The sequence below is a fragment of the Acidovorax sp. Leaf160 genome (assembly GCF_001424265.1).
GTDB lineage: Bacteria > Pseudomonadota > Gammaproteobacteria > Burkholderiales > Burkholderiaceae_C > Paracidovorax.
Map to the genome: position 1 here is coordinate 342,550 of NZ_LMOV01000001.1, position 25,223 is coordinate 367,772.

Sequence of the window (25,223 nt, forward strand, 5' to 3'; positions counted from 1 at the left end):
CACGGGATATCCGTCCCGCCCACCCCTGAAAACCGCCCTGCATGCCCCGCGACAACGACCGACCTCCCGCCTCTGAATTCGCTGCTGGCCAGGGCTTCATCGAGGTGCGCGGTGCGCGCGAGCACAACCTGCAGAACGTCGATGTACGCATCCCGCGCAACGCCCTCGTGGTCTTTACCGGCGTTTCCGGCTCGGGCAAGTCGTCGCTGGCGTTCGGCACGCTCTATGCCGAGGCCCAGCGGCGCTATTTCGAGTCCGTCGCCCCCTACGCCCGCCGGCTGATCGACCAGGTCGGCGTGCCGCAGGTCGATGCCATCGAGGGCCTCCCACCCGCCGTGGCGCTGCAGCAGAACCGCGGCACGCCCACGGCGCGCTCGTCGGTAGGCAGCGTCACCACCATCTCCAGCCTGGTGCGCATGCTGTATTCGCGGGCCGGCCACTACCCCGCCGACCAGCCCATGCTGTATGCGGAAGACTTCTCGCCCAACACGCCGCAGGGTGCGTGCCCGCACTGCCACGGGCTCGGCCGCGTCTACGAGGTGACCGAGGCCTCGATGGTGCCCGACGATTCGCTCACCATCCGCGAGCGGGCCGTCGCCGCCTGGCCCAGCGCATGGCAGGGGCAGAACCTGCGCGACATCCTCACCACCCTGGGCCACGACATCGACGTGCCCTGGCGCGACCTGCCGAAAAAAACGCGCGACTGGATCCTCTTCACCGACGAGCAGCCCACCGTGCCGGTCTATGCCGGCTTCACGCTGCAGGAAGCACGCCGCGCGCGGCGGGAGAAGCAGCAGCCCAGCTACATGGGCACGTTCACCGGCGCGCGTCGCTATGTCATGCACACCTTCGCGACCAGCCAGAGCGCGATGATGAAGCGCAAGGTTTCGCGCTTCATGGTCGGCACGCCGTGCCCGGTGTGCGCCGGCAAGCGGCTCAAGCCGGAGGCGCTGTCCGTCACCTTCCGGGGGCTGGACATCGGCGACTTCACGCACCTGCCGCTGGCGGCCCTGGCGGGGCTGCTGCAGCCGGTGGCCGAAGGGCAGGGCGACAGTGCCGCTTCGCCTGGCAACGACAAGCCGCTGCCCCGCGCTGCACGCGCCCGGGCCACCGCCGCCCGCGTGGCGGCAGGCGGCTCTGCCCATGCCGCCGCGCCCGACGTGCGGCGCACTGCGTCGCAATCGGCCGAAAAGCGGATCGCGGCCCAGCGCATCGCAGCCGAACTGCTGGGCCGCATCCGCGCCTTGACCGATCTGGGCCTGGGCTATCTTTCGCTCGACCGTGCCACCCCCACGCTGTCGCCGGGTGAACTGCAGCGCCTGCGGCTCGCCACCCAGCTGGCATCGCAGCTCTTCGGCGTGGTCTATGTGCTCGATGAACCCTCGGCCGGCCTGCACCCTGCCGATACCGCATCGCTGCTGGCGGCGCTGGAGCGCCTGAAGGCCGCCGGCAACTCCATCTTCGTGGTGGAACACGACGTGGCGACCATGCAGCGCGCCGACTGGCTGGTGGACGTGGGCCCCGAGGCGGGCGAGCGCGGCGGCCAGGTGCTCTACAGCGGCCCGCCGCCGGGGCTGGCCGGCGTGGCCGCTTCGCAGACGCGGCGCTACCTGTTCGGTGATGCCGCCGAGCGGCCGCGCCGCAGCCCGCGCCTGCCGCAATCCTGGCTGACGCTGGAGGACGTGCACCGGCACAACCTGCGCGGCGTCGATGCGGCCTTCCCCATTGGCTGCCTCACGGCCGTCACGGGCGTCTCCGGCTCGGGCAAGTCGAGCCTGGTCAGCCATGCGCTGCTGGACCTGGTGGGCGCGCGGCTGGGGCACGAGGGGGCGCTCGCCGACGGCGATGAACCACCCATGCCGGACGGCCCGCCCGATGCCGCAGCAGGCGACGACGACCCGGGCGCCGGCGGCATGCCCGCCACGGCGGCTGCGGTGACGGGGCGGCTGGGCGGTGCGGCCGGGCAGATCCACCGGCTGGTCTGCGTGGACCAGAAGCCCATCGGGCGCACGCCGCGGTCGAACCTCGCCACCTACACCGGCCTGTTCGACGCCGTGCGCAAGCTCTTCGCCGCCACGCCTGCGGCGCGCAGGAAGCGCTACGACGCCGGCCGGTTCTCGTTCAACGTCGCCAAGGGCCGCTGCCCGACCTGCGAGGGCGAAGGTTCCGTGAGCGTGGAACTGCTGTTCCTGCCCAGCGTCTACGCGCCCTGCCCGACCTGCCACGGCGCCCGCTACAACCCCGAGACGCTGGCCATCACCTGGAACGGGCTCACCATCGCCGACGTGCTGCAGCTCACCGTGGATGCGGCGTGCGACGCCTTCGCGCAGGAGCCCTCCGTGCTGCGGCCGCTGCAGGTGCTGCAGGCCATCGGCCTGGGCTACCTGCGGCTGGGGCAGCCGGCCACGGAGCTGTCGGGCGGCGAAGCCCAGCGCATCAAGCTCGCCACCGAGCTGCAGCGCACGCAGCGCGGCCACACGCTGTACGTGCTGGACGAGCCCACCACCGGGCTGCACCCGGCCGATGTGGACCGCTTGCTGGCGCAGCTGGACGCCCTGGTGCAGGCCGGTAACACGGTCGTCGTGGTGGAGCACGACATGCACTTCGCCGCATCGAGCGACTGGGTCATCGACATGGGGCCGGGCGCGGGCGACGAGGGCGGGCGCATCGTCGCCGCCGGCACGCCGCAGGCCGTGGCGCAGCATGCCGCGTCGCGCACCGCCCCCTATCTGGCCCGCGCCTTGCGGCCGGCTGCGGACGGCGGCGGCTCTGCGACGCCGGCGGCGCGGCCCCAGGCGGCATAGGACGAATTGCGCACCAGCTTGCGGTTCTCGTCCGGCGCGCCGTCCTTCCACCATACCGGGCCGCGCTCGCCCAGCGCCTCCTTGGTGCGTTGCACCGCGTCGCGTGCGGCGGCCCGGTCCTCTGCGGTGCCGGGCGCGCGCAGCGCGCGCCGGGCCGCCATCAGCTGGCGCACCAGCGCGCTGCGCTCGCCCTCGGCCAGGGCCGGGTCGGCCATGCGCCACAGCCGGCCGCGCACGACGAAATAGCGGCCGTCGGGCGTCACGGGATGGGACTGCGCGCTGCCTTGCGGCGGCGTGTCCGACGCGTCCATGCCCCGCCGCGTCACTCGTCCACCCGCCCCAGCCGGATGGGCCCGCCCGGCGCGGTGGCATCGACCGGCACCCCCTGCCGGGTCACCCGCAGGCGGCCGGCCAGGGCGAGGTTCCGTGCCACCTCGCGGATGTGCGGCATCCAGTCACGCCAGCGGTCGCCGGGCGCTGCGAGGGAGCGGGCTACCTCGGAGGGGCAGATGGTCGCCTGGGGTTGGCGCGCCGCCAGCAGGGAAAAGATGCGCGCTTCCACCGCCGCCTGCGGCAGGCTTTCCGGCGGGGCCGGGGCGTGAGCGGATCGGACGTCGGGCATGACGGTGCAGCGGCGGAGCGTCAGGACCTGGCTTTGGACTGGGACTTTGCTTTGGACTTGGACTTGGACTTGGACTTGGACTTGGACTTGGACTTGGACTTGGACTTGGACTTGGACTTGGACTTGGACTTGGAAGATTTTGCCGCCACGTGCATGTTGTCCACCAGGTTCGGATAGGGCCGGCCGGCCTTCTTCGCGCGGCGCTTGGCAGTGGCTTTCTGCGCAGGCGTCAGGCGCTTGCTGCGCTGGACGGACTTCGGGTTGCTCCTGTTCCAGGGGCTGGCGCGGCTGGTCTTCTTCTTTTTCCTGCGGTGCGAGGTGCTCATGCGGTCGTCTCCCAAGACGTGTTGACGTGACTTCGCATCACACCTCGCGGCGCACTGCGCGGGGGTGGGCGGCAGGCGGCGTGTGGTGTGGGACGGGATACCATCCGCCCATGGCCCGAGGCAAATCTTCTTCCGCCGCCGATGGCGGGCGCCCGCCGCATGCCGGCAACAAGGCGAACCTGCCCAGCAAGCTCTGCGCAGGCTGCGGCCTGCCCATGACCTGGCGGCGCAGCTGGGCGAAGAATTGGGAAGAAGTGAAGTACTGCTCGGAACGCTGCCGGCGCCACAAATGAACAAGGGCTGAAGCCCGGTCAGAATCCCGCCATGGCTCAAGGCAAACGTGTATCCGCAGACATTTCCGGCGAGACCCTCGCCGCCATCCGCGCGCTGGGCGCCGCGGCCCGGCAGGCGCGCCTGGCCGCAGGCGAGGGGCAGGCCGCAGCCGCCGCCCGTCTGGGCGTGCATGTGCAGACCATCGGGCGCGTCGAGGCGGGCGAGCCCGGCGTGGCGATCGGCCATGTGCTGGGGCTGCTGGCGCTGTACGGCGTCGAGGTGGCATGCCGCCCGCAAGCTGGCGGATCGCCGGCCGCCGCCAACGCCGCCAACAACGCCGCTTCCTGAGTTGTCGCTTCGCGCTCCGTGCTGCCGCACGGACCGGCGCGGCGTGACGGCGCGGACGACACGGTTCCGCCCCCGGGTTTCTGCGGGTGTCGATTTAGTTGACAACTAAACTATTGAGAACCAAACTGACCGCTTCTGGACTCGGCAAGGCGGCAGGTCATGAAGATCGTGTGCATCGGCGGGGGGCCCTCGGGGCTGTATTTCGCGCTGCTCATGAAGCTGCAGAACCCGGCCCACGACATCCGCGTCGTGGAGCGCAACCGTCCCTACGACACCTTCGGCTGGGGCGTGGTGTTCTCCGACCAGACGCTGGGCAACCTGCAGGCGGCCGATCCGGTCACCGCCGCGCAGATCCTCGATGCCTTCAACCACTGGGACGACATCGACGTCCACAGCCACGGCCAGACGGTGCGCTCGGGCGGCCACGGCTTTTGCGGCATCGGGCGCAAGCGGCTGCTCAACATCCTGCAGGCCCGCTGCGAGGAACTGGGGGTCGAGCTGGTGTTCGAGACCGACGTGCAGAGCGACGAGGACTACCCCGACGCCGACCTGGTGATCGCGGCCGACGGCCTCAACAGCCGTATCCGCACGAAGTACGCCGCCACCTACCAGCCCGACATCGACCTGCGCCTGTGCCGCTTCGTCTGGCTGGGCACGCACCAGCTGTTCGACGCCTTCACCTTCGCCTTCGAGAAGACCGAGCACGGCTGGTTCCAGGCGCATGCCTACCGCTTCGACGACAGCACCTCGACCTTCATCGTCGAAGCCCCTGAAAAGGTCTGGCGCGCCGCCGGGCTGGAGGCGATGGACAAGGAAGAGGCCATCGCCTTCTGCGAGCGGCTCTTCGCGCGCCACCTGGGCGGCCACCCGCTGATCTCCAACGCCAGCCACCTGCGCGGCTCGGCCCAGTGGATCCGCTTTCCGCGCGTGATCTGCAAGCGCTGGGTGCACCACAACGGCCATGCGCCGGTGGTGCTGATGGGCGATGCGGCCCATACCGCGCACTTCTCCATCGGCTCGGGCACCAAGCTGGCGCTGGAAGACGCGATCGAGCTGGCCCGCTGCATCGGCCGCCAGCCGGACGACCTGGCCGCTGCGCTGGCCGACTACGAAGCGGTGCGCGGCGTCGAAGTGCTGCGCATCCAGAACGCGGCCCGCAACTCCACCGAGTGGTTCGAGAACGTGGACCGCTACGCCAGCCTGCCGCCCGAGCAGTTCGCCTATTCGCTGCTCACGCGCAGCCAGCGCATCAGCCATGAAAACCTGCGCTTGCGCGACCGTGGCTACGTGGAGCGGTACGAAGACTGGATCGCCCAGCGCGCCGGCCTGCCGCAGCGCGGCGACGCGCAGCAGCCCCCGGTGCCGCCGATGTTCACGCCCTACGCCCTGCGCGGCCTGGTGCTCAAGAACCGCGTCGTCGTCTCGCCCATGGCGCAGTACTCCTGCACCGACGGCCTGCCCGCCGACTACCACCTGATGCACCTGGGCGCCCGCGCCCTGGGCGGGGCGGGCCTGGTCTTCGCCGAGATGACCTGCCCGTCGCCCGACGCACGCATCACCCCCGGCTGCCCGGGCCTGTGGAACGAGGCCCAGCGCGATGGCTGGAAGCGCATCGTCGATTTCGCGCATGCCCACAGCACCGCGAAGATGGCCCTCCAGCTCGGCCATGCTGGCGCCAAGGGCGCCACGCGCGTCGCCTGGGAGGGCATCGACCAGCCGCTGCCCGAAGGCGAGCGCTGGCCGCTGCTTTCCGCTTCGCCGCAGCAGTACCTGCAGGGCGTGAGCGACACCTCGCGCGCCATGACCCGGGCGGACATGGACCGCGTGCGCGACGCGTTCACCCAGTCCACGCGCTGGGCCCAGGAAGCCGGCTTCGACTGGCTCGAACTGCACTGCGCGCACGGCTACCTGCTCAGCAGCTTCATCTCGCCGCTCACCAACCAGCGCACCGACGACTACGGCGGCTCGCTGGAGAACCGGCTGCGCTACCCGCTGGAGGTGTTCGCCGCCATGCGCGCGGCGTGGCCGCAGGACAGGCCCATGTCGGTGCGCATTTCCGCCCACGACTGGGTGGAGGGCGGCATCACGCCCGATGACGCCATCGAGATCGCCCGCGCCTTCAAGGCGGCGGGCGCCGACATGATCGACTGCTCTTCCGGCCAGGTGAGCAAACTGGAAAAACCGGTCTACGGCCGCATGTTCCAGACGCCGTTCGCCGACCGCGTGCGCAACGAGGCCGGCATTCCGACCATGGCGGTGGGTGCGATCTCCGAGGCGGACCACGTCAACGGCATCATCGCCGCCGGCCGGGCCGACCTCTGCGCCGTCGCCCGCCCGCATCTGGCCAACCCGGCCTGGACGCTCAACGAGGCGGCGCGCATCGGTTACTTCGGTGCCGAGTGGCCCCGCCAGTACCAGGCCGGCAAGGTGCAGCTGGAGCGCAACCTGGAGCGTGAACGCGCCGTCGCCGCGCAGGCCGCTCTGTCGCCCCTGCAGCGCGCCCTGCAAGCGGAGGCGAACTGATGGCGTCCCTGCCAGGCCGCCATGCGGTCATCACCGGCGCGGGACGCGGCATCGGCGCGGCCATCGCCCGCCGGCTGGCGCAGGAGGGTGCCGTGCTGACCCTGCTGGGCCGCAACCTGGGCACCCTGCAGGCGCTGGCGGCCGAACTGCCGGCCTCCGCCCAGGCGCTGGCCGTGGCATGCGACATCACCTCGGACGCCAGCGTGGCGCAGGCCTTCGCCGCCGCGCGGGCTGCGGCCGGGCCGGTCGCCATCCTGGTCAACAACGCGGGCCAGGCCGAGAGCACGCCGTTCCACCGCATGGATGCCGCGCACTGGCAGCGCATGCTGGACGTGAACCTGACCGGCACCTTCCGCTGCACCCAGGCCGCCTTGCCCGACCTGCTGGCGGCCGCTGCCCCGGGCGCGGGCGGCACCCGGGGCCGCATCGTCAACATCGCCAGCACCGCCGGCCTGCGCGGCTATGCCTACGTTGCCGCCTACGCCGCCGCCAAGCACGGCGTGATCGGCCTGACGCGGTCCCTGGCCCTGGAGCTGGCCGGCAAGGGCATCACCGTGAACGCGGTGTGCCCGGGCTACACCGACACCGACATCGTGCGCGAGAGCGTGGAGCGCGTGGCCGCCAAGACGGGCCGCAGCGCCGAACAGGCGCAGGCCGAGTTCGTGCGCGGCAATCCGCAGGGGCGGCTGGTGTCGCCGGCCGAAGTGGCCGACACGGTGGCCTGGCTCTGCGGCGACGGCGCGGCGGCGGTCACCGGCCAGTCGATTTCCGTCTCGGGCGGCGAGGTGATGTGAGATGGCAAGCAGCCCTGTTCCTGTTCCTGTTCCTGGCCCATCGTCCGCGCCCATGCTGGCCGACGACTGCATCGGCCACGAGGCCCGCGCGGTGGCCGGCGACCACATCGACCTGAAGATCTGGCTGCGGCTGCTGGCCTGCAGCACGCAGATCGAGCAGCAGATCAGCCAGCGGCTGCGGGCGCGTTTCGCCACCACGCTGCCGCGCTTCGACTACCTGGCCCAACTGCAGCGCCACCCGGGCGGCCTGCGCATGAACGCGCTGTCGCGCTACCTGATGGTGACGGGCGGCAACATCACCGGCCTGACCGACCAGCTGGCCAAGGAGGGCCTGGTCACGCGGGTGGACGACCCGGAAGACCGCCGCTCCTGGCGCGTGGCGCTCACCCCCAAGGGCCGCAGCGACTTCGCCGCCATGGCCGCCGAGCACGAGACCTGGCTCACCGCCATGTTTGCGGGGCTGGGCGCCACCGACAAGGAACAGCTCTACGACCAGCTGGGCCGGCTGCGGGTGCAGCTGGCCGGGCGCCAGGCGGAGCACCAGGCAGGGTTGCCAGCGGCCCCGGCCCCGCCCCAGCTCAAGCCCACCGCATCCACCGGCGGCCGCGCCCGGCAAGCCTCAGCCGCCCGACCCGCCCCCTCTCGCAAGCCCAAGACCGCACCATGACCGACCGCATCGACCCCGCCCTCATCGCCGGCAACCGCACCCCGCTGGCGGGCTACGCCGCCACGCACTTCCTCTGGCAGGTGGAAGGCGGCGTGGGCACCATCACGCTGAACCGGCCCGAGCGCAAGAACCCGCTCACCTTCGACTCGTATGCCGAGCTGCGCGACCTGTTCCACCGCCTGCGCCAGGCCACCGACGTGCATGCCGTGGTGCTGCAGGGCGCGGGCGGCAACTTCTGCTCGGGCGGCGACGTGCATGAAATCATCGGCCCGCTGGTGCAGCTCAAGGCGCCCGAGCTGCTGATGTTCACCCGCATGACCGGCGCGCTGGTGTCCGAGATGCGGCACTGCCCGCAGCCCATCGTCGCGGCCATCGACGGCGTGTGCGCCGGGGCCGGCGCCATCATGGCCATGGCGTCGGACCTGCGCCTGGGCACGGCGCGCAGCAAGACGGCCTTCCTCTTCAACCGCGTGGGCCTGGCCGGCTGCGACATGGGCGCCTGCGCCATCCTGCCGCGCATCGTCGGCCAGGGGCGGGCGTCGGAGCTGCTCTACACCGGCCGTTCGCTGCCGGGAGACGAAGCCGAGCGATGGGGCTTCTTCAACCGGCTGTGCGAGCCCGACGCGCTGCTCGCCGAGGCGCAGAAGCTGGCCCATGACATCGTGGCCGGCCCCACCTTCGCCAACGGCATCACCAAGACCATGCTGCACCAGGAATGGGCCATGACGGTGGACCAGGCCATCGAGGCCGAAGCCCAGGCCCAGGCCCTCTGCATGCTGACCGGCGACTTCGAGCGCGCCTACCGCGCCTTCGTCGACAAGCGCCGGCCGGTGTTCGAGGGCCACTGAGCCCGCACTGGCTGCAGATGCTATGAAAATAATAGCTTCTGGCGCTTATGTAGCAAGCGCTGGAGCCTGATTCGATTCGGAAATTAGCCGTCCACATGGCGCGCGGCAAGGAAACCTCATGAGCGACACCCGCTATCTCGACTGGCCTTTCTTCGACGAGCGCCACCGCGATCTGGCCCGCGAGCTGGATGCTTGGGCCGTGCGGCACATCACCGACGCCCACGGCCGCGACGTGGACGACGCCTGCCGCGCGCTGGTGTGCAGCCTGGGCGCGGCCGGCTGGCTGCGGCACGCGGTGGCGGCCGGGGCGGGCGACGCCATCGACACCCGCGCGATCTGCCTGATCCGCGAGACGCTGGCGCGCCACGCCGGGCTGGCCGACTTCGCCTTCGCCATGCAGGGGCTGGGCTCGGGCGCCATCTCGCTGGCGGGCAGCGACGCACAGCGTGCCCGCTACCTGGGCCGCGTGGCGGCGGGCGATGCGATCGCCGCCTTCGCGCTGTCCGAGCCCGAGGCGGGATCGGACGTGGCGGCCATGGCCTGCACGGCGCGACAGGAGGAGGGCGCGGGGGAGGGCGGCGACTACCTCCTGGACGGCGAGAAGACCTGGATCTCGAACGGCGGCATCGCCGACTTCTACGTGGTCTTCGCCCGCACCGGCGAGGCCCCTGGAGCCAGAGGGATCAGCGCCTTCATCGTCGATGCCGGCACGCCCGGCTTCGAGATCGCCGAGCGCATCGAGGTGATCGCCCCGCACCCGCTGGCGCGCCTGCGCTTCACGCAGTGCCGCATTCCGGCCGCGCAGCGCATCGGCGCGGCGGGCGAGGGCTTCAAGATCGCCATGCGCACGCTCGACGTGTTCCGCACCTCGGTGGCCGCCGCCGCGCTGGGCTTCGCGCGCCGGGCGCTCGACGAAGCCCTGGCCCGTGCCACGCAGCGCCGCATGTTCGGCGGCGTGCTGGCCGACTTCCAGCTCACGCAGGCGAAGCTCGCCCAGATGGCCACCATGATCGACAGCGCCGCGCTGCTCACCTACCGCGCCGCCTGGATGCGCGACCAGGGCCACAACGTGACGCGCGAAGCCGCCATGGCCAAGCTCACCGCCACCGAGAACGCGCAGCAGGTGATCGACATGGCGGTGCAGATCTGGGGCGGCCTGGGCGTGGTGAGCGAACAGCCGGTGGAGCGCCTCTACCGCGAGATCCGGTCGTTGCGGATCTACGAGGGCGCCACCGAGGTGCAGCAGCTCATCATCGCGCGCGACCTGCTGCGCGCGTGGAACACGCCCGCCGGTGCGGCACCGGCCGGCTGACGCCGCTGGCTTGCCGATGGCTTGACTGCACAACGGATTCGGATCTTCGAAACGCGTCGCACCACAAGGGGTTTCCGCATGGCCAGCGCACACATCGACACCTTCGCCCGCGACCGGCTGCCGCCCGTCGCGATGCAGCCGGAATTTCTCTTCGAGCTGCCCGAGCTGCAGTTCCCCGAGCGCCTCAATTGCGGTGTCGAACTGCTCGACCGCGCGATCGACAGGGGCTGGGGCGACCGGCTCTGCGTGCAGGGCGCCGGCCTGCGCTGGACCTATGCGGACCTGCTGGCGCAGGCCAATCGCATCGCCCAGGTGCTGGTCGGCGACATGGGCCTGGTGCCCGGCAACCGCGTGCTGCTGCGCGCCCCCAACACGCCCATGCTCGCGGCCTGCTGGTTCGCGGTGATGAAGGCGGGGGGCATCGCAGTGGCCACCATGCCGCTGCTGCGCGCCAAGGAACTCCAGGCCATCATCGACAAGGGCCAGGTCAGCCACGCGCTCTGCGACCTGCGGCTGGCCGATGAGCTGCAGGTCGCTGCCCGGGCCTGTCCCGTGCTGCGGCAGGTGCGTTGCTTCAACGACCCCTCGCCCCAGGGGCTGGAGGCCGCGATGGCGGCGCGGCCCGCCACCTTCGACAACCTAGACACCGCGGCCGACGACACCTGCATCCTGGCCTTCACTTCCGGCACCACCGGCGTGCCCAAGGCCACCATGCACTTCCACCGCGACGTGATGGCCATCTGCGCCTGCTGGCCGGGCCACGTGCTGCGGCCCTCGGCCGATGACGTCTTCATCGGCAGCCCGCCCATGGCCTTCACCTTCGGGCTGGGCGGCCTGCTGCTGTTTCCGATGGCCGTGGGGGCATCGACCGTGCTGCTGGAAAAGGCATCGCCCGCCCAGCTGCTGGAGGGCATCCGCGACTATGGCGCCACCGTGCTGTTCACCGCGCCCACCTCGTACCGCACGCTGGCGGCCCACGGCGACGCGATCCGCGCCAGCACGCTCAGGCGGTGCGTGTCGGCCGGCGAGGCGCTGCCCGCCGCCACGCGGGCGCTCTGGAAGCAGGCCACCGGCATCGAGCTCATCGACGGCATCGGCGCCACCGAGCTGCTGCACATCTTCATCTCGGCCGACGAATCGCGCGCGCGGCCGGGCGCCACCGGCACGGCGGTGCCCGGCTACCGCGCCCGCGTGGTCGACGCCGAGGGCCGTCCGGTGCCGCCCGGCACCGTGGGCCGGCTGGCCGTGCAGGGCCCCACCGGCTGCCGCTACCTGGACGATGCCCGCCAGGCGCAGTACGTGCAGAACGGCTGGAACCTGACGGGCGACGCCTACCTGATGGACGAGGGCGGCTACTTCCACTACCAGTCCCGCACCGACGACATGATCGTCTCGGCCGGCTACAACATCGCCGCGCCCGAGGTGGAAGAGGCGCTGCTGCAGCACCCGGCGGTGGCCGAATGCGGCGTGATCGGCGTGCCCGACGAGGAGCGGGGCCAGATCGTCAAGGCCTTCGTGGTGCTGCGGCCCGGCCATGCCGAGGGGCCCGAGATGGCCCGCACGCTGCAGGAATTCGTCAAGCAGACGGTGGCTCCGTACAAATACCCACGCGCCGTGGCCTTCGCGACCTCCCTGCCGCGCACCGAAACAGGCAAACTCCAGCGGTTCCGCCTGGGCCAGGCCGGTGCCCCTGGCACGGCCGGCGCAGGCACCGACCACCGCCAAGCCACCCCTTCCACCGACAGAAAGGTTGCCCCATGAAGACCGTCTCCGCCGTCTCCGCCGCCTCCCCGCTCAAGCCCCTGGCAATCGCCGCGCTCGCCGCCCTGGCCTTCACGGCCCAGGCCGCCGACGCGGTCAAGGTCGGCCTGCTCAGCACCCTGTCCGGACCGGGCGCGGGCCTCGGCGTGGACATCCGCGACGGCTTTCAGCTGGCCGTCAAGCACGGCGGCGGCAAGCTCGGCGGCCTGCCTGCCGAGGTGGTGGTGGCAGACGACCAGCAGAGCCCGGACGTGGCCCGCCAGACGGCCGACCGGCTGATCAAGCGCGACAAGGTCGATTTCATGACCGGCGTGGTGTTCTCCAACGTGATGCTGGCGGTGGGCGCGCCCACCTTCGCCTCCAGGACGTTCTACATCAGCGCCAACGCGGGCCCTTCGCAGTACGCGGGCGAGCAGTGCAACCCGTATTTCTTCAGCGCCAGCTACCAGAACGACAACCTGCACGAAGCCGTCGGCAAGACGGTGCAGGACAAGGGGTTCAAGCGCGTCGCGCTGCTGGCGCCCAACTACCCCGCCGGCAAGGACGCGCTGGCCGGCTTCAAGCGCTTCTACAAGGGCGAGGTGCTGCTGGAGAGCTACACGCCGCTCAACCAGCTCGACTACGGCGCCGAGATCGCCAAGATGCGCGCCGCCAAGCCCGACGCGGTCTACATCTTCCTGCCGGGCGGCCTGGGCATCAACTTCATCAAGCAGTTCGTGGGCTCGGGCCTGTCCAAGGACATGACCCTCTTCGGCCCCGGCTTCTCTGCCGACGAAGACGTCATCAAGGCGGTGGGCGAGCCCATGCTCGGCATGTTCAACAGCTCCCTCTGGGCGCACGACCTGGACAACGCCGCCAACAAGAAGTTCGTGGCCGACTTCCAGAAGGAATACGGCCGCCTGCCCACGCTGTATGCGGCGCAGGGCTACGACGCGGCGCGGCTGATCGACGGCGCGGTGCGGGACGTCAAGGGCAACCTGGCCGACAAGGCCGCGGTGCGCCGTGCGCTGGAAGCCGCGCGCTTCGAATCGGTGCGCGGCCCGTTCAAGTTCAACACCAACCACTTCCCGATCCAGGACTACTACCTGCGCGTCATCACCAAGGACCCGCAGGGCCGCGTCACCAACCGCACGCTGGGCACCGTGTTCAAGAGCCACGCAGACGCCTACGTCGGCAGCTGCAAGATGCCGGCGGCATGACCGGCGCAGCGATCCCCATCGACGCCGTGAGCGGGGCCAGGCCATGACCGGGGTGCTGGTGCTGGAGCAGTCGCTGAACGGGCTGCAGTTCGGGCTGATGCTGTTCCTGCTGGCCGCCGGCCTCACGCTGGTGTTCGGCATCATGGACATGATCAACCTGGCGCATGGCTCGCTCTACATGGTGGGCGCCTACCTCATCGCCACCGCGGCGGCGGCCACCGGTTCGTTCTGGATCGGCCTCGCCGCCGGCATCGCGGGCACGGCGGTGATCGGCATGCTGCTGGAGGTGACGGTGCTGCGCCGGCTCTACCAGCGCGACCATCTCTCGCAGGTGCTGGGCACCTTCGCCATCCTGCTGATGGCCAACGAGGGGGTGCGCATGGTCTGGGGCTCGCAGCCCATCGCGCTCAACCCACCGGCCAGCCTGGCCGGCCCGGTGGAGCTGCTGCCCGGCTTCTTCTACCCGGCCTACCGGCTGCTCATCATCGGCGTGGGCCTGGGCGTGGCGCTGCTGCTCTACGTGCTGGTCACCCGCACCCGGCTGGGCATGCAGGTGCGCGCAGGCGCGTCCAACCGCGAGATGGCGCTGGCCATGGGCACCAACGTGCGCCGCCTGTTCACGGCGGTGTTCGGCCTGGGCGCGGCGCTGTGCGCGGTGGCGGGCGGTATGCTGGGCCCGCTGCTGGCGGTGCAGGTGGGCATGGGCGAGAGCATCCTGATCCTGGCCTTCGTGGTGATCGTGATCGGCGGCATCGGCTCCATCCGAGGCGCGCTGTTCGGCGCCCTGCTGGTGGGCCTGGTCGACACCGCCGGCCGCGCGCTGATTCCGCTGGCGTTCGGCCACTGGCTGGGCCCCGAGGCCGCCAGCGGCGCCGGCCCCGCGGTGGCGTCGATGCTGATCTACCTGTTGATGGCCGCCGTGCTGTTCTGGAAGCCGCGCGGGCTGTTCCCGGCGCACGGCTGACGCAATGGCCGAAAAATTCCTCCGCATGCACACCGCTTCTTCTTCCTCCTCCCATTCGCCGCCGCCGGCCGGGCCGCGGGCGGCATCGCCTGCCGGGGGGCCACCCGGGCTCTTCGACCATGCGCTGCACCTGCGGTGGACGCTGCCGCTGCTGGTGCTGCTGGCCGCGCTGCCGCTGGTGGCCTCGGCTCTGGGCGAGGCCTTCTACGTCGGGCTCTCCACGCGCATCCTGATCTTCGCGCTGGCCGCCACCAGCCTGAACCTGATCCTCGGCTTCGGCGGCATGGTCAGCTTCGGCCACGCCGCCTTCATCGGCATCGGCGCCTATGCGGTGGGCATCCTGATGCAGCAGGGCGTGGTGTCGGCCTGGATCGCCTGGCCCGCCGCCGTGCTGGCCAGCGCCCTGTTCGCCCTGGTGGTGGGCGCCATCAGCCTGCGCACGCGGGGCGTGTACTTCATCATGATCACGCTGGCCTTCGCGCAGATGCTGTTCTACCTGATGGTGTCGGTCAAAGCCTGGGGCGGCGAAGACGGGCTCACCCTGGCGGGGCGCTCGGTGCTGGGCGGGGGGTTCGACTTGGCGAGCGACACGCGCTTCTACTACGTGGTGCTGGTGCTCTTCGTGCTGGCGTTCCTGCTGATCCAGCGGCTGCTGAATGCCCGCTTCGGCCATGTGCTGCAGGCCATCCGCGAGAACGAAACCCGCATGCTCGCCATCGGTTTCCCGGTCTACCGCTATCAGCTCGCGGCGTTCACGCTGGCCGGCGGGCTGGCCGGCCTGGCGGGCGCGCTGCTGGCCAACCAGTCGAGCTTCGTCAGCCCGTCGCTGCTGCAGTGGAACCAGTCCGGCCTGCTGATGGTGATGGTGATCCTGGGCGGGGTCGGCCACCTCTGGGGCGGCTTCATCGGCGCTGTGGTGTTCCTGCTGCTGGAGGAAGTGCTCGCGGCCTACACCATCCACTGGCAGTTCATCCTGGGTGCCGTGCTGCTGCTGGTGGTGCTGGCCGCGCCGCGCGGGCTGGCCGGCCTGCTGCGGCGGGAGAAGCGTGCATGAGCGTTCAGCCCCTGCAAACCGAAAGCGCTGCTCCGCTGCTGCACGTGGACGGCCTCGTCAAGCGCTTCGGCGGCCTCACCGCCACCGACCATGCCGAGCTGCGCGTGCAGCCCGGTGAGCTGCATGCGCTGATCGGCCCCAACGGCGCGGGCAAGACCACGCTGATCCACCAGATCTCGGGCGCGCTCGCACCGGACGCGGGCCGCATCGTCTTCGGCGGTGACGACATCACCCGCCAGGCCATGCCCGAGCGCGTGTTGCGCGGCCTGGCCCGCTCCTACCAGATCACCAGCATCTTCAAGCGCCTGTCGGTGCTGGACAACGTGGCCCTGGCCGTGCAGGCGCGGCAGGGCAGCAGCATGCGCTTCTGGCAGGCGGCCCGCGCCGAGCGCGCCCGCTACGCGGAGGCCGCCGAGGTGGTCGAGCGGGTGGGCCTGGGCGCGCAGCTGCACGCGCTGGCCGGCGCGCTGGCCCATGGCGAGCAGCGCCAGCTGGAAGTGGGCCTGGCGCTGGCCACCGCGCCCCGGCTGCTGCTGCTGGACGAGCCCATGGCTGGCATGGGGCCGGACGAATCCGAGCGCATGGTGGCGCTGCTGCAATCGCTGCGCGGAAGCACCACGCTGTTGCTGGTCGAGCACGACATGGACGCCGTGTTCCGCCTGGCCGACCGCATCTCGGTGCTGGTGTTCGGGCGCGTCATCGCCTGCGGCACACCGGCCGAGATCCGCAACCACCCGGACGTGCGCCGTGCCTACCTGGGTGACGAACTGCCGGTGGAGGCCGAGGCATGACGCACGAGTCGCTCAATCCGCCGGCGGCTGCGCCGGCCGCTGCCCGCGCCGCTTCGGGGCGGCAGGTGCTGCTGGAGGTGGACGACCTGCAGACCGCCTACGGCAGCAGCCAGGTGCTGTTCGGCGTCGGCATGCGCATCGACGCGGGCGACGTCGCCACGCTGCTGGGCCGCAACGGCATGGGCAAGACGACGACCGTGCGGTCGCTGCTGGGCCTGGTGCGGGCGCGGGGCGGCACAGTGCGCTTCCGGGGCGAACGCATCGAGCGGCTGGAGCCCGACCGCATCGCCCGCATGGGCCTGGCGGTGGTGCCCGAAGGCCGGCAGATCTTCCCCAACCTGTCGGTGGCCGAGAACCTGCGCGCCTTCGCGGGCAACCGCAACCAGTCGCCCGACCCGTGGACGCTGGAACGTGTCTATGCGCTGTTCCCGAGGCTTGCCGAGCGGTCGCGCAACATGGGCAACCAGCTGTCGGGCGGCGAGCAGCAGATGCTCGCCATCGGCCGCGCGCTGATGACCAACCCCTACCTGCTGGTGCTGGACGAGGCCACCGAGGGCCTGGCCCCGCTGGTGCGCGAAGAGATCTGGCACTGCCTGGCGCAGCTGCGCGCGCAGGGCCAGAGCATCCTGGTCATCGACAAGTACGTGCAGCGGCTGATCCAGCTGGCCGACCGGCACACCATCGTGCAGCGCGGCCGCGTGGTCTGGCAGGGCGATTCGGCTGCGCTGGCCGCCGACCCGGGCCTCTGGCAGCAGTACATCGGCGTATGACCTCTTCGACTCTCCTCATGTCCTCTCCCGACTCTTCCGTCCCCTCGGCCACGCCATCGCCATCGCTATCGCCCGTGGTTTTCGAGCGGCCGCTGCGCATCCGCTTCGCCCACTGCGACCCGGCCGGCATCGTGTTCTTTCCGCAATACCTGGTCATGCTCAACGGGCTGGTCGAGGACTGGTTCAACGACTGCCTGGGCGTGTCGTATTCGGGGCTGCTTGGGCCGCGCCGCATCGGCATGCCCATCGTGCGGCTGGAGTGCGAGTTCCGCGCCGTCAGCCGCATGGGCGACGACGTGACCCTGGGCCTGGCGGTGGAGCGCGTGGGCAACAGCTCCATCACCCTGGCGCTGCACTGCCGCGCCGGCGACGAGGAGCGCATGCGCTCGCGCCAAGTGCTGGTGGCCACCGACCTCAAGACCCACAAGGCCCGCGCGCTGCCCGATGACGTGCGCGAGGCGCTGGCGCGGCTGCCGCGCTGACGGCACGCGACGGGGCGCCGCAGAATTCCCTTTTCCCGGAGACAAGCATGCAGACTCTTCTTCCCCCCGGCTGGCCCCGGCCCCGCGGCTACGCCAACGGCGTCGCGGCGCGCGGCCGCATGGTGTTCGTGGCCGGCATGATCGGCTGGGACGCCGAGGGCGTCTTCCACACCGACGACCTGGCCGGCCAGGTGCGCCAGGCGCTGCAGAACGTGGTCGCCGTGCTGGCCGAGGGCGGCGCGCGGCCCGAGCACATCGTGCGCATGACCTGGTACGTGACCGACCGCAAGGCCTACGTGGCGGCCTATCCCGAGATCGGGAAGGCCTTCCGCGAGATCGTCGGCAGCTTCAACGCCGCGATGACGGCGGTGGAGGTGTCGGGCCTGATCGAGGACCGCGCCAAGGTCGAGATCGAGGTCACGGCCGTCATTCCCGACTGACATGCTCTACCGCGACTTCGCCACGCAGGAGCAGATCGACGCGCAGTACGACACGGCCATTCCCGTGGCCGACCGCGCCGCCGAGATGCGCCACTACCAGGAGCGCAGCGCCCATGCGCGCGGGGCGCTGCGGTGCACGCTGGACGTGCCCTACGGCCCCACGCGGGCCGAGACGCTGGACATCTTCCCGGCAGACGTTCCGGGGGCGCCGGTCTTCGTCTTCATCCACGGCGGCTACTGGCGGGCGTTGTCGTCGAAGGAATTCAGCTGCGTGGCGCTGGGGCTGGTGCAGCGCGGCATCACCGTGGTGGTGCCCGACTACGCCCTGTGTCCGGCCGTCACCATCGATGAAATCGTGCGCCAGATGCGCGCGGCCTGCGCCTGGGTGCTGCGCCACATCGGCGAGCACGGCGGCGACCCGCAGCGCGTGGCCGTGGGCGGCAGCTCGGCGGGCGGGCATCTTGCGGCGATGTGCCTGCAGACGGAGTGGGCACGCGATTACGGCCTGCCGCAGGACCCCTTCAAGTGCGCGGCGATGGCCAGCGGCCTCTACGACCTGGCGCCGCTGCGTTACAGCTACCTGCAGCCCAGGATCCAGCTGACCGAGGAGACGGTGCGGCGCTGCTCCCCGGTGCTGCACGTGCGCCCCAGCCCCACGCCGGTGCTGCTGACCTGGGGCGGGCTGGAGCAGCCGGAATTCGCGCGCCAGACCATGGCCTGGCACGATGCCTGGCGCGCCGCGGGCAACCATGCCGAACTGCTGGACCAGCCGCAGGCCCACCATTTCAGCGCCATCCACGGCTTCGAGGATCCCGCCAGCGCACTGTGCGACTGGCTGGTCGCGGCCCTGTCCCGCCCCCGCTGACGGCGGCCGATCCCAGCCGCCGACATGGCGTTGCACGCGCTTCCTACAGGCGAGGCGCGCCATCCGGACGACCATCTCGGCTCAACTCAACGAGGACCTCTCCATGCGCAAGATGATTCTGATGGCTGTCGCCGGTTTTCTGTGGAAGAAATTCCAGGCCAAGCGCACCGGAACGCCGATGGCGGCCGGCTACCGTCGCCGCTGAGCTGGCACGCGTCCGCAGCGGCGGACGACCGATTGAGAAACTCCCCAGGCGGCGCGAGCCCCCTGGGGATTTTTTCGGGCGCGGGCTGGGGCGGGGGCCAGGTCGGGGCAGGTAAAGCTCTCCGTGGTGTCAGGGCCGCCGGAGCCTTTGCAGCGCGGGAACTTCGAGTCTCTGCTGGTAGGGCGCTGCCGGCAAGGCAAACGGCGCCGCCACCCGCTGGCCGGGCGCGTCGTGGCACTGGCTGAGTGCGGCCAGTTCGCCCCTTCCCGGTGCCGCGATGCGTCGCAGTGGCGCGAGATGCCTGTACCCAGCCGGGTCAGCGCCGGGTGGGTCGGAAGGGCCGGCCCACGCGCTGTTCAGCCCGCCACCTACAACCGCAACACTGCAGATGGACGAGGCTCTCGGAAGTGGTGCGCCTTGCGCCTGCTACCCCACGAGCCGCGGCGAAATGACCGCGACCACAACAACGGACGCCCCATGGACCCCAACGCCCACTTCCCCCTTTCGCGGCGCGACCTGCTCATCGCTGGCGCCACGTCGGCCGCCGCCACGGCGGTGCCTGCCGCGACACCCTCCCAACCCAAGCCCACCACCATGACAGCTGCCGCCGCACCCATGTCCGTCCGCTTGAGCGTCAATGGCGCTCCCCGCCAACTCGAGGTGGATCCCCGCACCACGCTGCTGGATGCGCTGCGCGAGAACATGCACCTCACCGGCACCAAGAAGGGCTGCGACCACGGCCAGTGCGGCGCCTGCACCGTGCTGGTGAACGGCCGGCGCGTCATATCCTGCCTCAGCCTGGCGGTGATGAACGAGGGTGCCAGCGTCACCACCATCGAAGGCCTGGGAACGCCCCAGGCGCCGCACGCGCTGCAGACCGCCTTCGTCAAGCACGACGGCTACCAGTGCGGCTACTGCACGCCCGGGCAGATCTGCTCCGCCGTGGGGGTCATCGACGAGATCAAGCGCGGCACGCCCAGCCATGTCAGCGCCGACCTGACGGCCCAGCCGATGCTGTCGGCCGAAGAGCTGCGTGAACGCATGAGCGGCAACATCTGCCGCTGCGGCGCCTATTCCAACATCGTCGACGCCATCACGGAAGTGGCGGGGGCCAAGGCATGAAATCCTTCACTTACGAACGCGTCACATCGTCGGCCCAGGCCGCAGCCGCCGTGGCGGGCAAGCCCGGCGCCAAATTCGTGGCGGGCGGCACCAATCTGCTCGATCTGATGAAGCTGCAGATCGAAACCCCCGCCCATCTGGTGGACGTGAACGGCATCGGCCTCGATACGGTCGAAGCCACGTCCCAGGGTGGGCTGCGCATCGGCGCGCTGGTGCGCAACAGCGACCTGGCGGCGCACCCCACGGTGCGGCGCGACTATGGCGTGCTGTCGCGCGCGCTGCTGGCCGGTGCTTCGGGCCAGTTGCGCAACATGGCCACCACGGCCGGCAACCTGCTGCAGCGCACCCGCTGCCCGTATTTCTACGACACCAACATGGCCTGCAACAAGCGCCAGCCGGGCAGCGGCTGCTCGGCCATCGGCGGCTACAGCCGGCAGCTGGCGGTGATCGGCAGCAGCGATGCCTGCATCGCCACCCATCCCAGCGACATGGCCGTGGCGATGCGCGTGCTGGACGCCACGGTGGAAACCGTGCGCGCCGACGGCGCCACCCGGGTGATCCCGATCGCCGACTTCCACCGCCTGCCCGAGAACACCCCGCACATCGAAACGCAGCTGCAGCCGGGCGAATTGATCACCTCGGTCACCCTGCCCGCGCCGGTCGGCGGCACGCACGTCTACCGCAAGGTGCGCGACCGCGCTTCCTACGCCTTCGCGCTGGTGTCGGTGGCTGCCATCGTGCAGCCAGGCGGCAGCGGCCGCGTGGCGGTGGGTGGCGTGGCCCACAAGCCCTGGCGCGTGGAAGCGGCGGAAGCCGACATGCCGCAAGGTGCCAAGGCCGTGGCCGCGCGCCTCTTCGCAGGCGCCCGCCCGACGCCCGAGAACGCTTTCAAACTGCCGCTGGCCGAGCGCACGCTGGCCGCCGCACTGAACCAGGCCAGGAGCTGAAGTCCATGAAATTCGATACCCCCGCAACCACCAATCCGATCGACCAGCTGAAGGTCGTCGGCCAGCCGGTGGACCGCATCGACGGCCTGCTCAAGACCACCGGCACCGCGCCCTATGCCTATGAACGGCACGACGTGGTGTCCAACCCGGCCTACGGCTACATCGTGGGTTCCGCCATCGCCAAGGGCCGCATCCGCAGCATCGACGGGGCCGAGGCCCGCAAGGCGCCCGGTGTGATCGCCATCGTGACGGCCGAAACCGCCGGCAAGCTGGGGCAGGGCAAGATGAACACCGCCCCGCTGCTGGCCGGACCGCAGGTGGACCACTACCACCAGGCCGTGGCGCTGGTGGTGGCCGAAAGCTTCGAGCAGGCCCGCGCCGCAGCGCAGCTGCTGCGCGTCGACTATGAAACGGCGGCCGGCAACTACGACCTGGCCAAGGCCAAGGACTCGGCCACCAAGCCCAGCGACATCAACGGCGACGCGCCCGATACCGCCGTGGGCGACTTCGCTGGTGCCTTCGCTGCCGCCCCGGTGCAGGTTGACGCCACCTACACCACCCCCGACCAGTCGCACGCCATGATGGAGCCGCACGCCACCATCGCTGCCTGGAAGGGCGACGAGCTCACGGTGTGGACCTCCAACCAGATGATCGCCTGGGGCCAGGGCGAGCTGGCCAAGACGCTCGGTATTCCCAAGGACAAGGTGCGGCTGGTGTCGCCCTTCATCGGCGGCGGTTTCGGCGGCAAGCTGTTCCTGCGCGCCGATGCGCTGATGGCGGCGCTGGGCGCCCGTGCGGCCAAGCGGCCCGTGAAGGTGACGCTGCAGCGTCCGCTGATGTTCAACAACACCACCCATCGGCCGGCGACCATCCAGCGCGTGCGCATCGGTGCGGACAAGGAAGGCAAGATCCTCGCCATCGGCCATGAATCCTGGTCGGGCGACCTGCCCAAGGGCCAGGCCGACGCAGCGGTGGACCAGACCCGGCGCCTCTACGCCGGTGCCCACCGCATGACCGCCACCCGGCTGGCCGAGCTGCACCTGCCCGAAGGCAACGCGATGCGCGCGCCGGGCGAAGCCACCGGCCACATGGCGCTGGAAGTGGCCATGGACGAGCTGGCCGAAAAACTGGGCATGGACCCGGTGGAGCTGCGCATTCGCAACGACACGCAGGTCGTGCCCGACACGACCGGCGAGAAGTCCTCTTCCGGCGACAAGGAAGAGGGCGGCAAGCGCCCGGAAAAGCGCTTCTCCCAGCGCGAACTGGTGCAGTGCCTGCGCCTGGGCGCGGAACGCTTCGGCTGGAACAAGCGCAGCGCCCAGCCTGCCCAGACCCGAGACGGCCGCTGGCTGGTGGGGCTGGGCGTGGCGTCGGCCTACCGCGGCGCCCCGGTGATGAAATCCGGCGCCCGCGTGCGGCTCGACGGGCGCGGCGTGGTCACGGTCGAGACCGACATGACCGACATCGGCACCGGCAGCTACACCATCATCGCGCAGACCGCTGCGGAAATGATGGGTGTGCCGCTCAACCGCGTGGTGGTGCGCCTGGGCGACTCCAAGTTCCCGGTGTCCGCGGGTTCTGGCGGGCAATGGGGCGCCGCCAGCTCCACCTCGGGCGTCTATGCCGCCTGCGTCAAGCTGCGGGAAGCCGTTGCCCAGAAGCTGGGCCTCGATGCCGCCAGCGCCCGCTTCGAAGGCGGCCAGGTTCTGGCCGGTGGCCGCAGCATGCCCCTGGCCGACGCGGCGCGCGGTGCCGATCTGACGGCCGAAGACAGCATCGAGTTCGGCGACAGCACCAAGAAGACGCAGCAATCCACCTTCGGCGCCCACTTCGTCGAAGTGGCCGTGGACGCCTTCACGGCGGAGGTGCGCGTGCGCCGCATGTTGGCAGTCTGCGCGGCCGGGCGCATCCTCAATCCGAAGTCGGCCCGCAGCCAGGTGATCGGCGCGATGACCATGGGCGTGGGCAGTGCGCTGATGGAGGAACTGGCGGTGGACACGCGCCGGGGCTTCTTCGTCAACCACGACCTGGCGGGCTACGAAGTGCCGGTGCATGCCGACATTCCGCACCAGGAGGTGATCTTCCTGGACGAAGTGGACCCGCTGGCTTCGCCGTTGAAGGCCAAGGGCGTGGGCGAGTTGGGCATCTGCGGTGTGAGCGCGGCCCTGGCCAATGCGATCTACAACGCCACCGGCGTGCGCGTGCGCGACTATCCTGTCACGCTCGACAAGCTGATCGAAGGCCTGCCGCTCGCGGCCTGATACCCCCTTGCACACCCACCGCATGAATGCCGTAGAAAGACACTGCCATGGATGACCTGGACAGCCGGGTACTGCGCACCGCGAGCGCATGGGTGGCGGCCGGCACGCCGGCCGCGCTGGTGACGGTGGTGCGCACCTGGGGGTCTGCGCCCAGGCCTCCGGGTTCGCTGATGGCGATCAATGCGCAAGGCGAGACGGTCGGTTCGGTCTCCGGCGGCTGCATCGAGGACGACCTGATAGCGCACATCCGCGAGGGCGGGCTGGCCACCGTCTGCGCGGGAGGGCTGCCCGCCGTGCTGCGCTACGGCATTTCCGCCGACCAGGCCCACCGCTTCGGGCTGCCCTGTGGCGGCACCATCGAACTGGTGGTGGAGCCGCTGTCGGCGCACAGCCGGCTGGACGACCTCCTGGACGCCTGCCTGCGCCGCCAGGCGACGGAGCGCGTGCTCGACCTGGCCACCGGCCAGGTGCGGCTGCGGCCTGGCGGACGCGACGGCGTGCCCCTGCTGGAAGGCGCGCGCCTGCGCAGCAGTTTCGGCCCGCGCGCCCGCATCATCGTGATCGGTGCCGGCGACCTGTCGGCCTTCCTGTGCCAGATCGCGCTGGGCCTGGGCTTCGAGGCCATCGTGTGCGACCCCCGCGCCGAGCACCGCGCCACCTGGTGCGTGCCAGGCGTGGAAGTCAGCCACGAAATGCCGGACGACCTGATCCTGCGCCTGCAGCCCGACGCCCGCACGGCGGTGGTGGCGCTGACGCACGACCCCAAGCTCGACGACCTGGCGCTGATCGACGCACTGCAGTCCAAGGCCTTCTACGTGGGCGCGATCGGCTCGCGGCGCAATGCCGCCACGCGGTCGGAGCGGCTGCAGGAACACTTCGGCCTCACGGCCGCCGACCTGGCCGCGCTGCATTCGCCGGCCGGCCTCTACATCGGCAGCAAGACGCCGGCCGAGATCGCGCTGTCGATCATGGCGGAGGTGGTGGCGGCCAAGAACGGCGTGCTCGTGCCGCAACAGGCGCAGGTCGCCACCGCCAAGCGGCTGCAGGAAGAAGAGGGCGCCGGCGCGGCGTCGGCGACCGGCCTGCTGGCGCCGACGTGCGCGCTCTGAGCCCTGGCGCGGCCGCAGCGCCCCAGCCGCCCGTTGCCCACCCCCCGGATGCCGCGCCTTGCGTCGGCGTGCTGGCAGCCGGCCTCGGCCGCCGCATGGGGAACTGCGCCAAGCCCGCGCTGGCGCTGGGCGGGATCAGCGTCCTGGAGCGGCTGACGGCGGCGTTTCGGTCTGCGGGATGCGAACACGTCAGCCTGGTGCTGGGGCCCTATCGGGACGCGTTGATGCCGCTGGCGGACCGTTGCCGGGCTCGCCCGCTGCTGCACACGCTGGCGGAGCCGACCCTGCCGGATTCGCAGCGGCTGGCGATCGAGGACCATGTGTCGTCCCACGCGGGCCGCGACCTCATGCTGGTGGTGGCAGACCTGCCGCTGCTCACCGCGTCGCATGTGCGGTCGCTGCTGGCCGCCTGGCAGCACCGGCCGGCCCCTGTCGATGCGCTGATACCCACCGTGGACGGCGCGCCCGGCCACCCGGTGGTGCTGTCGTGGCAGGCGGTGAGCGCCATCCGTGCGCAGCCCCCCTCGGCGGGCGTGCGCGACTGGATGGCCGCCCACGCGGCCAGCCTGTGGCGCTGGCCGTGTGCCGACGCGGCTTACGTCACCGACATCGACACGCCCGAGGACCTGGCGCGGGTCCGGGCCGCCTTCGCGCCGCCGGGCCCTGCTGCCCCGCCGCGGCAGCCGCAGAGCGGCTGAGCCTTGAAGGCGCAGGCACCCACCGCACCCATCTCAAC

Annotated in this window: 25 protein-coding genes; 22 read left to right on the forward strand and 3 right to left on the reverse strand. The window is 70.9% G+C overall.

Translation table 11 applies throughout. From position 1 onward, the window contains the following. Nucleotides 1–41 precede the first annotated feature (41 nt). On the forward strand, nucleotides 42–2,804 hold the full coding sequence (locus tag ASF94_RS01445) for an excinuclease ABC subunit UvrA (protein ID WP_056660427.1): 2,763 nt from the start codon (nucleotides 42–44) through the stop codon (nucleotides 2,802–2,804). Here the strand turns inward: ASF94_RS01445 and ASF94_RS01450 are convergent. Genes ASF94_RS01450 through ASF94_RS21645 form a run of 3 tightly spaced genes read right to left on the reverse strand, consistent with a single transcriptional unit; the run spans nucleotide 2,726 to nucleotide 3,752 of the window. Beyond that, nucleotides 2,726–3,115, reverse strand: a complete 390-nt coding sequence (locus tag ASF94_RS01450; RefSeq protein WP_056660797.1) for a hypothetical protein — start codon at nucleotides 3,113–3,115, stop codon at nucleotides 2,726–2,728. The genes ASF94_RS01445 and ASF94_RS01450 overlap by 79 nt on opposite strands. Before the next feature lie 11 nt (nucleotides 3,116–3,126). Continuing rightward, nucleotides 3,127–3,426, reverse strand: a complete 300-nt coding sequence (locus tag ASF94_RS01455) for a DUF3253 domain-containing protein (RefSeq protein ID WP_082492889.1) — start codon at nucleotides 3,424–3,426, stop codon at nucleotides 3,127–3,129. 20 nt (nucleotides 3,427–3,446) lie between these two features. After that, entirely contained in the window at nucleotides 3,447–3,752 is a 306-nt protein-coding gene (locus tag ASF94_RS21645) for a hypothetical protein (RefSeq protein WP_235505206.1), read from the reverse strand. Between the two features lie 110 nt (nucleotides 3,753–3,862). Here ASF94_RS21645 and ASF94_RS01465 point away from each other — a divergent pair, with 110 nt between their 5' ends. From ASF94_RS01465 to ASF94_RS01565, 21 genes are all read left to right on the forward strand, one after another. Continuing rightward, entirely contained in the window at nucleotides 3,863–4,045 is a 183-nt protein-coding gene (locus tag ASF94_RS01465) for a DUF2256 domain-containing protein (protein ID WP_056660434.1), read from the forward strand. A gap of 31 nt (nucleotides 4,046–4,076) precedes the next feature. Beyond that, nucleotides 4,077–4,373 carry a helix-turn-helix domain-containing protein gene (locus tag ASF94_RS01470; RefSeq protein ID WP_056660437.1) on the forward strand — a complete coding sequence of 99 codons (297 nt, stop codon included), beginning with the start codon at nucleotides 4,077–4,079 and terminating at the stop codon, nucleotides 4,371–4,373. 159 nt (nucleotides 4,374–4,532) lie between these two features. After that, the gene (locus tag ASF94_RS01475; protein WP_056660440.1) at nucleotides 4,533–6,896 is read left to right on the forward strand and encodes a bifunctional salicylyl-CoA 5-hydroxylase/oxidoreductase; all 2,364 of its coding nucleotides are present in this window, start codon (nucleotides 4,533–4,535) and stop codon (nucleotides 6,894–6,896) included. Further along, nucleotides 6,896–7,690 carry an SDR family NAD(P)-dependent oxidoreductase gene (locus tag ASF94_RS01480; protein WP_056660443.1) on the forward strand — a complete coding sequence of 265 codons (795 nt, stop codon included), beginning with the start codon at nucleotides 6,896–6,898 and terminating at the stop codon, nucleotides 7,688–7,690. The genes ASF94_RS01475 and ASF94_RS01480 overlap by 1 nt, the downstream gene beginning before the upstream one ends. A 1-nt stretch (nucleotide 7,691) precedes the next feature. Further along, nucleotides 7,692–8,357: a MarR family transcriptional regulator gene (locus ASF94_RS01485; protein WP_082492890.1), complete on the forward strand. Its 666-nt coding sequence runs from the start codon at nucleotides 7,692–7,694 to the stop codon at nucleotides 8,355–8,357. Continuing rightward, nucleotides 8,354–9,205 carry an enoyl-CoA hydratase family protein gene (locus ASF94_RS01490; RefSeq protein WP_056660446.1) on the forward strand — a complete coding sequence of 284 codons (852 nt, stop codon included), beginning with the start codon at nucleotides 8,354–8,356 and terminating at the stop codon, nucleotides 9,203–9,205. The genes ASF94_RS01485 and ASF94_RS01490 overlap by 4 nt, the downstream gene beginning before the upstream one ends. 118 nt (nucleotides 9,206–9,323) lie before the next feature. Then, on the forward strand, nucleotides 9,324–10,517 hold the full coding sequence (locus ASF94_RS01495; protein ID WP_056660449.1) for an acyl-CoA dehydrogenase family protein: 1,194 nt from the start codon (nucleotides 9,324–9,326) through the stop codon (nucleotides 10,515–10,517). A 78-nt stretch (nucleotides 10,518–10,595) separates the two neighbouring features. Further along, nucleotides 10,596–12,278, forward strand: coding sequence for an AMP-binding protein (locus ASF94_RS01500; RefSeq protein ID WP_082492891.1), 1,683 nt, complete (start codon nucleotides 10,596–10,598; stop codon nucleotides 12,276–12,278). Then, nucleotides 12,275–13,477: an ABC transporter substrate-binding protein gene (locus tag ASF94_RS01505; protein ID WP_056660452.1), complete on the forward strand. Its 1,203-nt coding sequence runs from the start codon at nucleotides 12,275–12,277 to the stop codon at nucleotides 13,475–13,477. Before ASF94_RS01500 ends, ASF94_RS01505 begins: the two co-directional genes overlap by 4 nt. 43 nt (nucleotides 13,478–13,520) lie before the next feature. Next, nucleotides 13,521–14,441, forward strand: coding sequence for a branched-chain amino acid ABC transporter permease (locus ASF94_RS01510; protein ID WP_056660456.1), 921 nt, complete (start codon nucleotides 13,521–13,523; stop codon nucleotides 14,439–14,441). A 25-nt stretch (nucleotides 14,442–14,466) separates the two neighbouring features. After that, nucleotides 14,467–15,495 carry a branched-chain amino acid ABC transporter permease gene (locus tag ASF94_RS01515; protein ID WP_235505208.1) on the forward strand — a complete coding sequence of 343 codons (1,029 nt, stop codon included), beginning with the start codon at nucleotides 14,467–14,469 and terminating at the stop codon, nucleotides 15,493–15,495. Further along, complete coding sequence (locus ASF94_RS01520; RefSeq protein WP_056660459.1) at nucleotides 15,492–16,286, forward strand: ABC transporter ATP-binding protein; 795 nt, start codon at nucleotides 15,492–15,494, stop codon at nucleotides 16,284–16,286. Before ASF94_RS01515 ends, ASF94_RS01520 begins: the two co-directional genes overlap by 4 nt. A gap of 68 nt (nucleotides 16,287–16,354) precedes the next feature. Further along, nucleotides 16,355–17,056: an ABC transporter ATP-binding protein gene (locus ASF94_RS01525; RefSeq protein WP_056660806.1), complete on the forward strand. Its 702-nt coding sequence runs from the start codon at nucleotides 16,355–16,357 to the stop codon at nucleotides 17,054–17,056. A 17-nt stretch (nucleotides 17,057–17,073) separates the two neighbouring features. Beyond that, nucleotides 17,074–17,538: a thioesterase family protein gene (locus ASF94_RS01530; protein ID WP_056660462.1), complete on the forward strand. Its 465-nt coding sequence runs from the start codon at nucleotides 17,074–17,076 to the stop codon at nucleotides 17,536–17,538. 47 nt (nucleotides 17,539–17,585) lie between these two features. Next, complete coding sequence (locus ASF94_RS01535) at nucleotides 17,586–17,978, forward strand: RidA family protein (RefSeq protein WP_056660465.1); 393 nt, start codon at nucleotides 17,586–17,588, stop codon at nucleotides 17,976–17,978. 1 nt (nucleotide 17,979) lies between these two features. Then, on the forward strand, nucleotides 17,980–18,843 hold the full coding sequence (locus ASF94_RS01540) for an alpha/beta hydrolase (RefSeq protein ID WP_056660467.1): 864 nt from the start codon (nucleotides 17,980–17,982) through the stop codon (nucleotides 18,841–18,843). Nucleotides 18,844–19,525: 682 nt separating this feature from the next. Continuing rightward, nucleotides 19,526–20,170, forward strand: coding sequence for an aldehyde dehydrogenase iron-sulfur subunit PaoA (paoA, locus tag ASF94_RS01545; RefSeq protein ID WP_056660470.1), 645 nt, complete (start codon nucleotides 19,526–19,528; stop codon nucleotides 20,168–20,170). Beyond that, nucleotides 20,167–21,117: a xanthine dehydrogenase family protein subunit M gene (locus tag ASF94_RS01550; RefSeq protein WP_056660473.1), complete on the forward strand. Its 951-nt coding sequence runs from the start codon at nucleotides 20,167–20,169 to the stop codon at nucleotides 21,115–21,117. The genes paoA and ASF94_RS01550 overlap by 4 nt, the downstream gene beginning before the upstream one ends. A gap of 5 nt (nucleotides 21,118–21,122) precedes the next feature. After that, a complete protein-coding gene (gene paoC / locus ASF94_RS01555; protein ID WP_056660476.1) occupies nucleotides 21,123–23,378 on the forward strand; it encodes an aldehyde oxidoreductase molybdenum-binding subunit PaoC in 2,256 nt (751 codons plus the stop codon). 47 nt (nucleotides 23,379–23,425) lie between these two features. Beyond that, nucleotides 23,426–24,487, forward strand: coding sequence for an XdhC family protein (locus ASF94_RS01560; RefSeq protein ID WP_056660479.1), 1,062 nt, complete (start codon nucleotides 23,426–23,428; stop codon nucleotides 24,485–24,487). Beyond that, a complete protein-coding gene (locus ASF94_RS01565) occupies nucleotides 24,475–25,185 on the forward strand; it encodes an NTP transferase domain-containing protein (RefSeq protein WP_156382379.1) in 711 nt (236 codons plus the stop codon). The genes ASF94_RS01560 and ASF94_RS01565 overlap by 13 nt, the downstream gene beginning before the upstream one ends. The last annotated feature ends 38 nt before the right edge of the window (nucleotides 25,186–25,223 follow it).

What these genes read in the sequence shown, in the direction of transcription:
- ASF94_RS01505 (WP_056660452.1), top strand. Translation starts at nt 12,275, where the DNA reads ATGAAGACCGTCTCCGCCGTCTCCGCCGCCTCCCCGCTCAAGCCCCTG.
- ASF94_RS01530 (WP_056660462.1), top strand. Translation starts at nt 17,074, where the DNA reads ATGTCCTCTCCCGACTCTTCCGTCCCCTCGGCCACGCCATCGCCATCG.
- ASF94_RS01480 (WP_056660443.1), top strand. Translation starts at nt 6,896, where the DNA reads ATGGCGTCCCTGCCAGGCCGCCATGCGGTCATCACCGGCGCGGGACGC.
- ASF94_RS21645 (WP_235505206.1), bottom strand. Translation starts at nt 3,752, where the DNA reads ATGAGCACCTCGCACCGCAGGAAAAAGAAGAAGACCAGCCGCGCCAGC.
- ASF94_RS01515 (WP_235505208.1), top strand. Translation starts at nt 14,467, where the DNA reads ATGCACACCGCTTCTTCTTCCTCCTCCCATTCGCCGCCGCCGGCCGGG.
- ASF94_RS01550 (WP_056660473.1), top strand. Translation starts at nt 20,167, where the DNA reads ATGAAATCCTTCACTTACGAACGCGTCACATCGTCGGCCCAGGCCGCA.
- ASF94_RS01510 (WP_056660456.1), top strand. Translation starts at nt 13,521, where the DNA reads ATGACCGGGGTGCTGGTGCTGGAGCAGTCGCTGAACGGGCTGCAGTTC.
- ASF94_RS01495 (WP_056660449.1), top strand. Translation starts at nt 9,324, where the DNA reads ATGAGCGACACCCGCTATCTCGACTGGCCTTTCTTCGACGAGCGCCAC.
- ASF94_RS01560 (WP_056660479.1), top strand. Translation starts at nt 23,426, where the DNA reads ATGGATGACCTGGACAGCCGGGTACTGCGCACCGCGAGCGCATGGGTG.
- ASF94_RS01520 (WP_056660459.1), top strand. Translation starts at nt 15,492, where the DNA reads ATGAGCGTTCAGCCCCTGCAAACCGAAAGCGCTGCTCCGCTGCTGCAC.
- ASF94_RS01470 (WP_056660437.1), top strand. Translation starts at nt 4,077, where the DNA reads ATGGCTCAAGGCAAACGTGTATCCGCAGACATTTCCGGCGAGACCCTC.
- ASF94_RS01455 (WP_082492889.1), bottom strand. Translation starts at nt 3,426, where the DNA reads ATGCCCGACGTCCGATCCGCTCACGCCCCGGCCCCGCCGGAAAGCCTG.
- paoC (WP_056660476.1), top strand. Translation starts at nt 21,123, where the DNA reads ATGAAATTCGATACCCCCGCAACCACCAATCCGATCGACCAGCTGAAG.
- ASF94_RS01450 (WP_056660797.1), bottom strand. Translation starts at nt 3,115, where the DNA reads ATGGACGCGTCGGACACGCCGCCGCAAGGCAGCGCGCAGTCCCATCCC.
- ASF94_RS01500 (WP_082492891.1), top strand. Translation starts at nt 10,596, where the DNA reads ATGGCCAGCGCACACATCGACACCTTCGCCCGCGACCGGCTGCCGCCC.
- ASF94_RS01540 (WP_056660467.1), top strand. Translation starts at nt 17,980, where the DNA reads ATGCTCTACCGCGACTTCGCCACGCAGGAGCAGATCGACGCGCAGTAC.
- ASF94_RS01465 (WP_056660434.1), top strand. Translation starts at nt 3,863, where the DNA reads ATGGCCCGAGGCAAATCTTCTTCCGCCGCCGATGGCGGGCGCCCGCCG.
- ASF94_RS01445 (WP_056660427.1), top strand. Translation starts at nt 42, where the DNA reads ATGCCCCGCGACAACGACCGACCTCCCGCCTCTGAATTCGCTGCTGGC.
- paoA (WP_056660470.1), top strand. Translation starts at nt 19,526, where the DNA reads ATGGACCCCAACGCCCACTTCCCCCTTTCGCGGCGCGACCTGCTCATC.
- ASF94_RS01485 (WP_082492890.1), top strand. Translation starts at nt 7,692, where the DNA reads ATGGCAAGCAGCCCTGTTCCTGTTCCTGTTCCTGGCCCATCGTCCGCG.
- ASF94_RS01475 (WP_056660440.1), top strand. Translation starts at nt 4,533, where the DNA reads ATGAAGATCGTGTGCATCGGCGGGGGGCCCTCGGGGCTGTATTTCGCG.
- ASF94_RS01535 (WP_056660465.1), top strand. Translation starts at nt 17,586, where the DNA reads ATGCAGACTCTTCTTCCCCCCGGCTGGCCCCGGCCCCGCGGCTACGCC.
- ASF94_RS01490 (WP_056660446.1), top strand. Translation starts at nt 8,354, where the DNA reads ATGACCGACCGCATCGACCCCGCCCTCATCGCCGGCAACCGCACCCCG.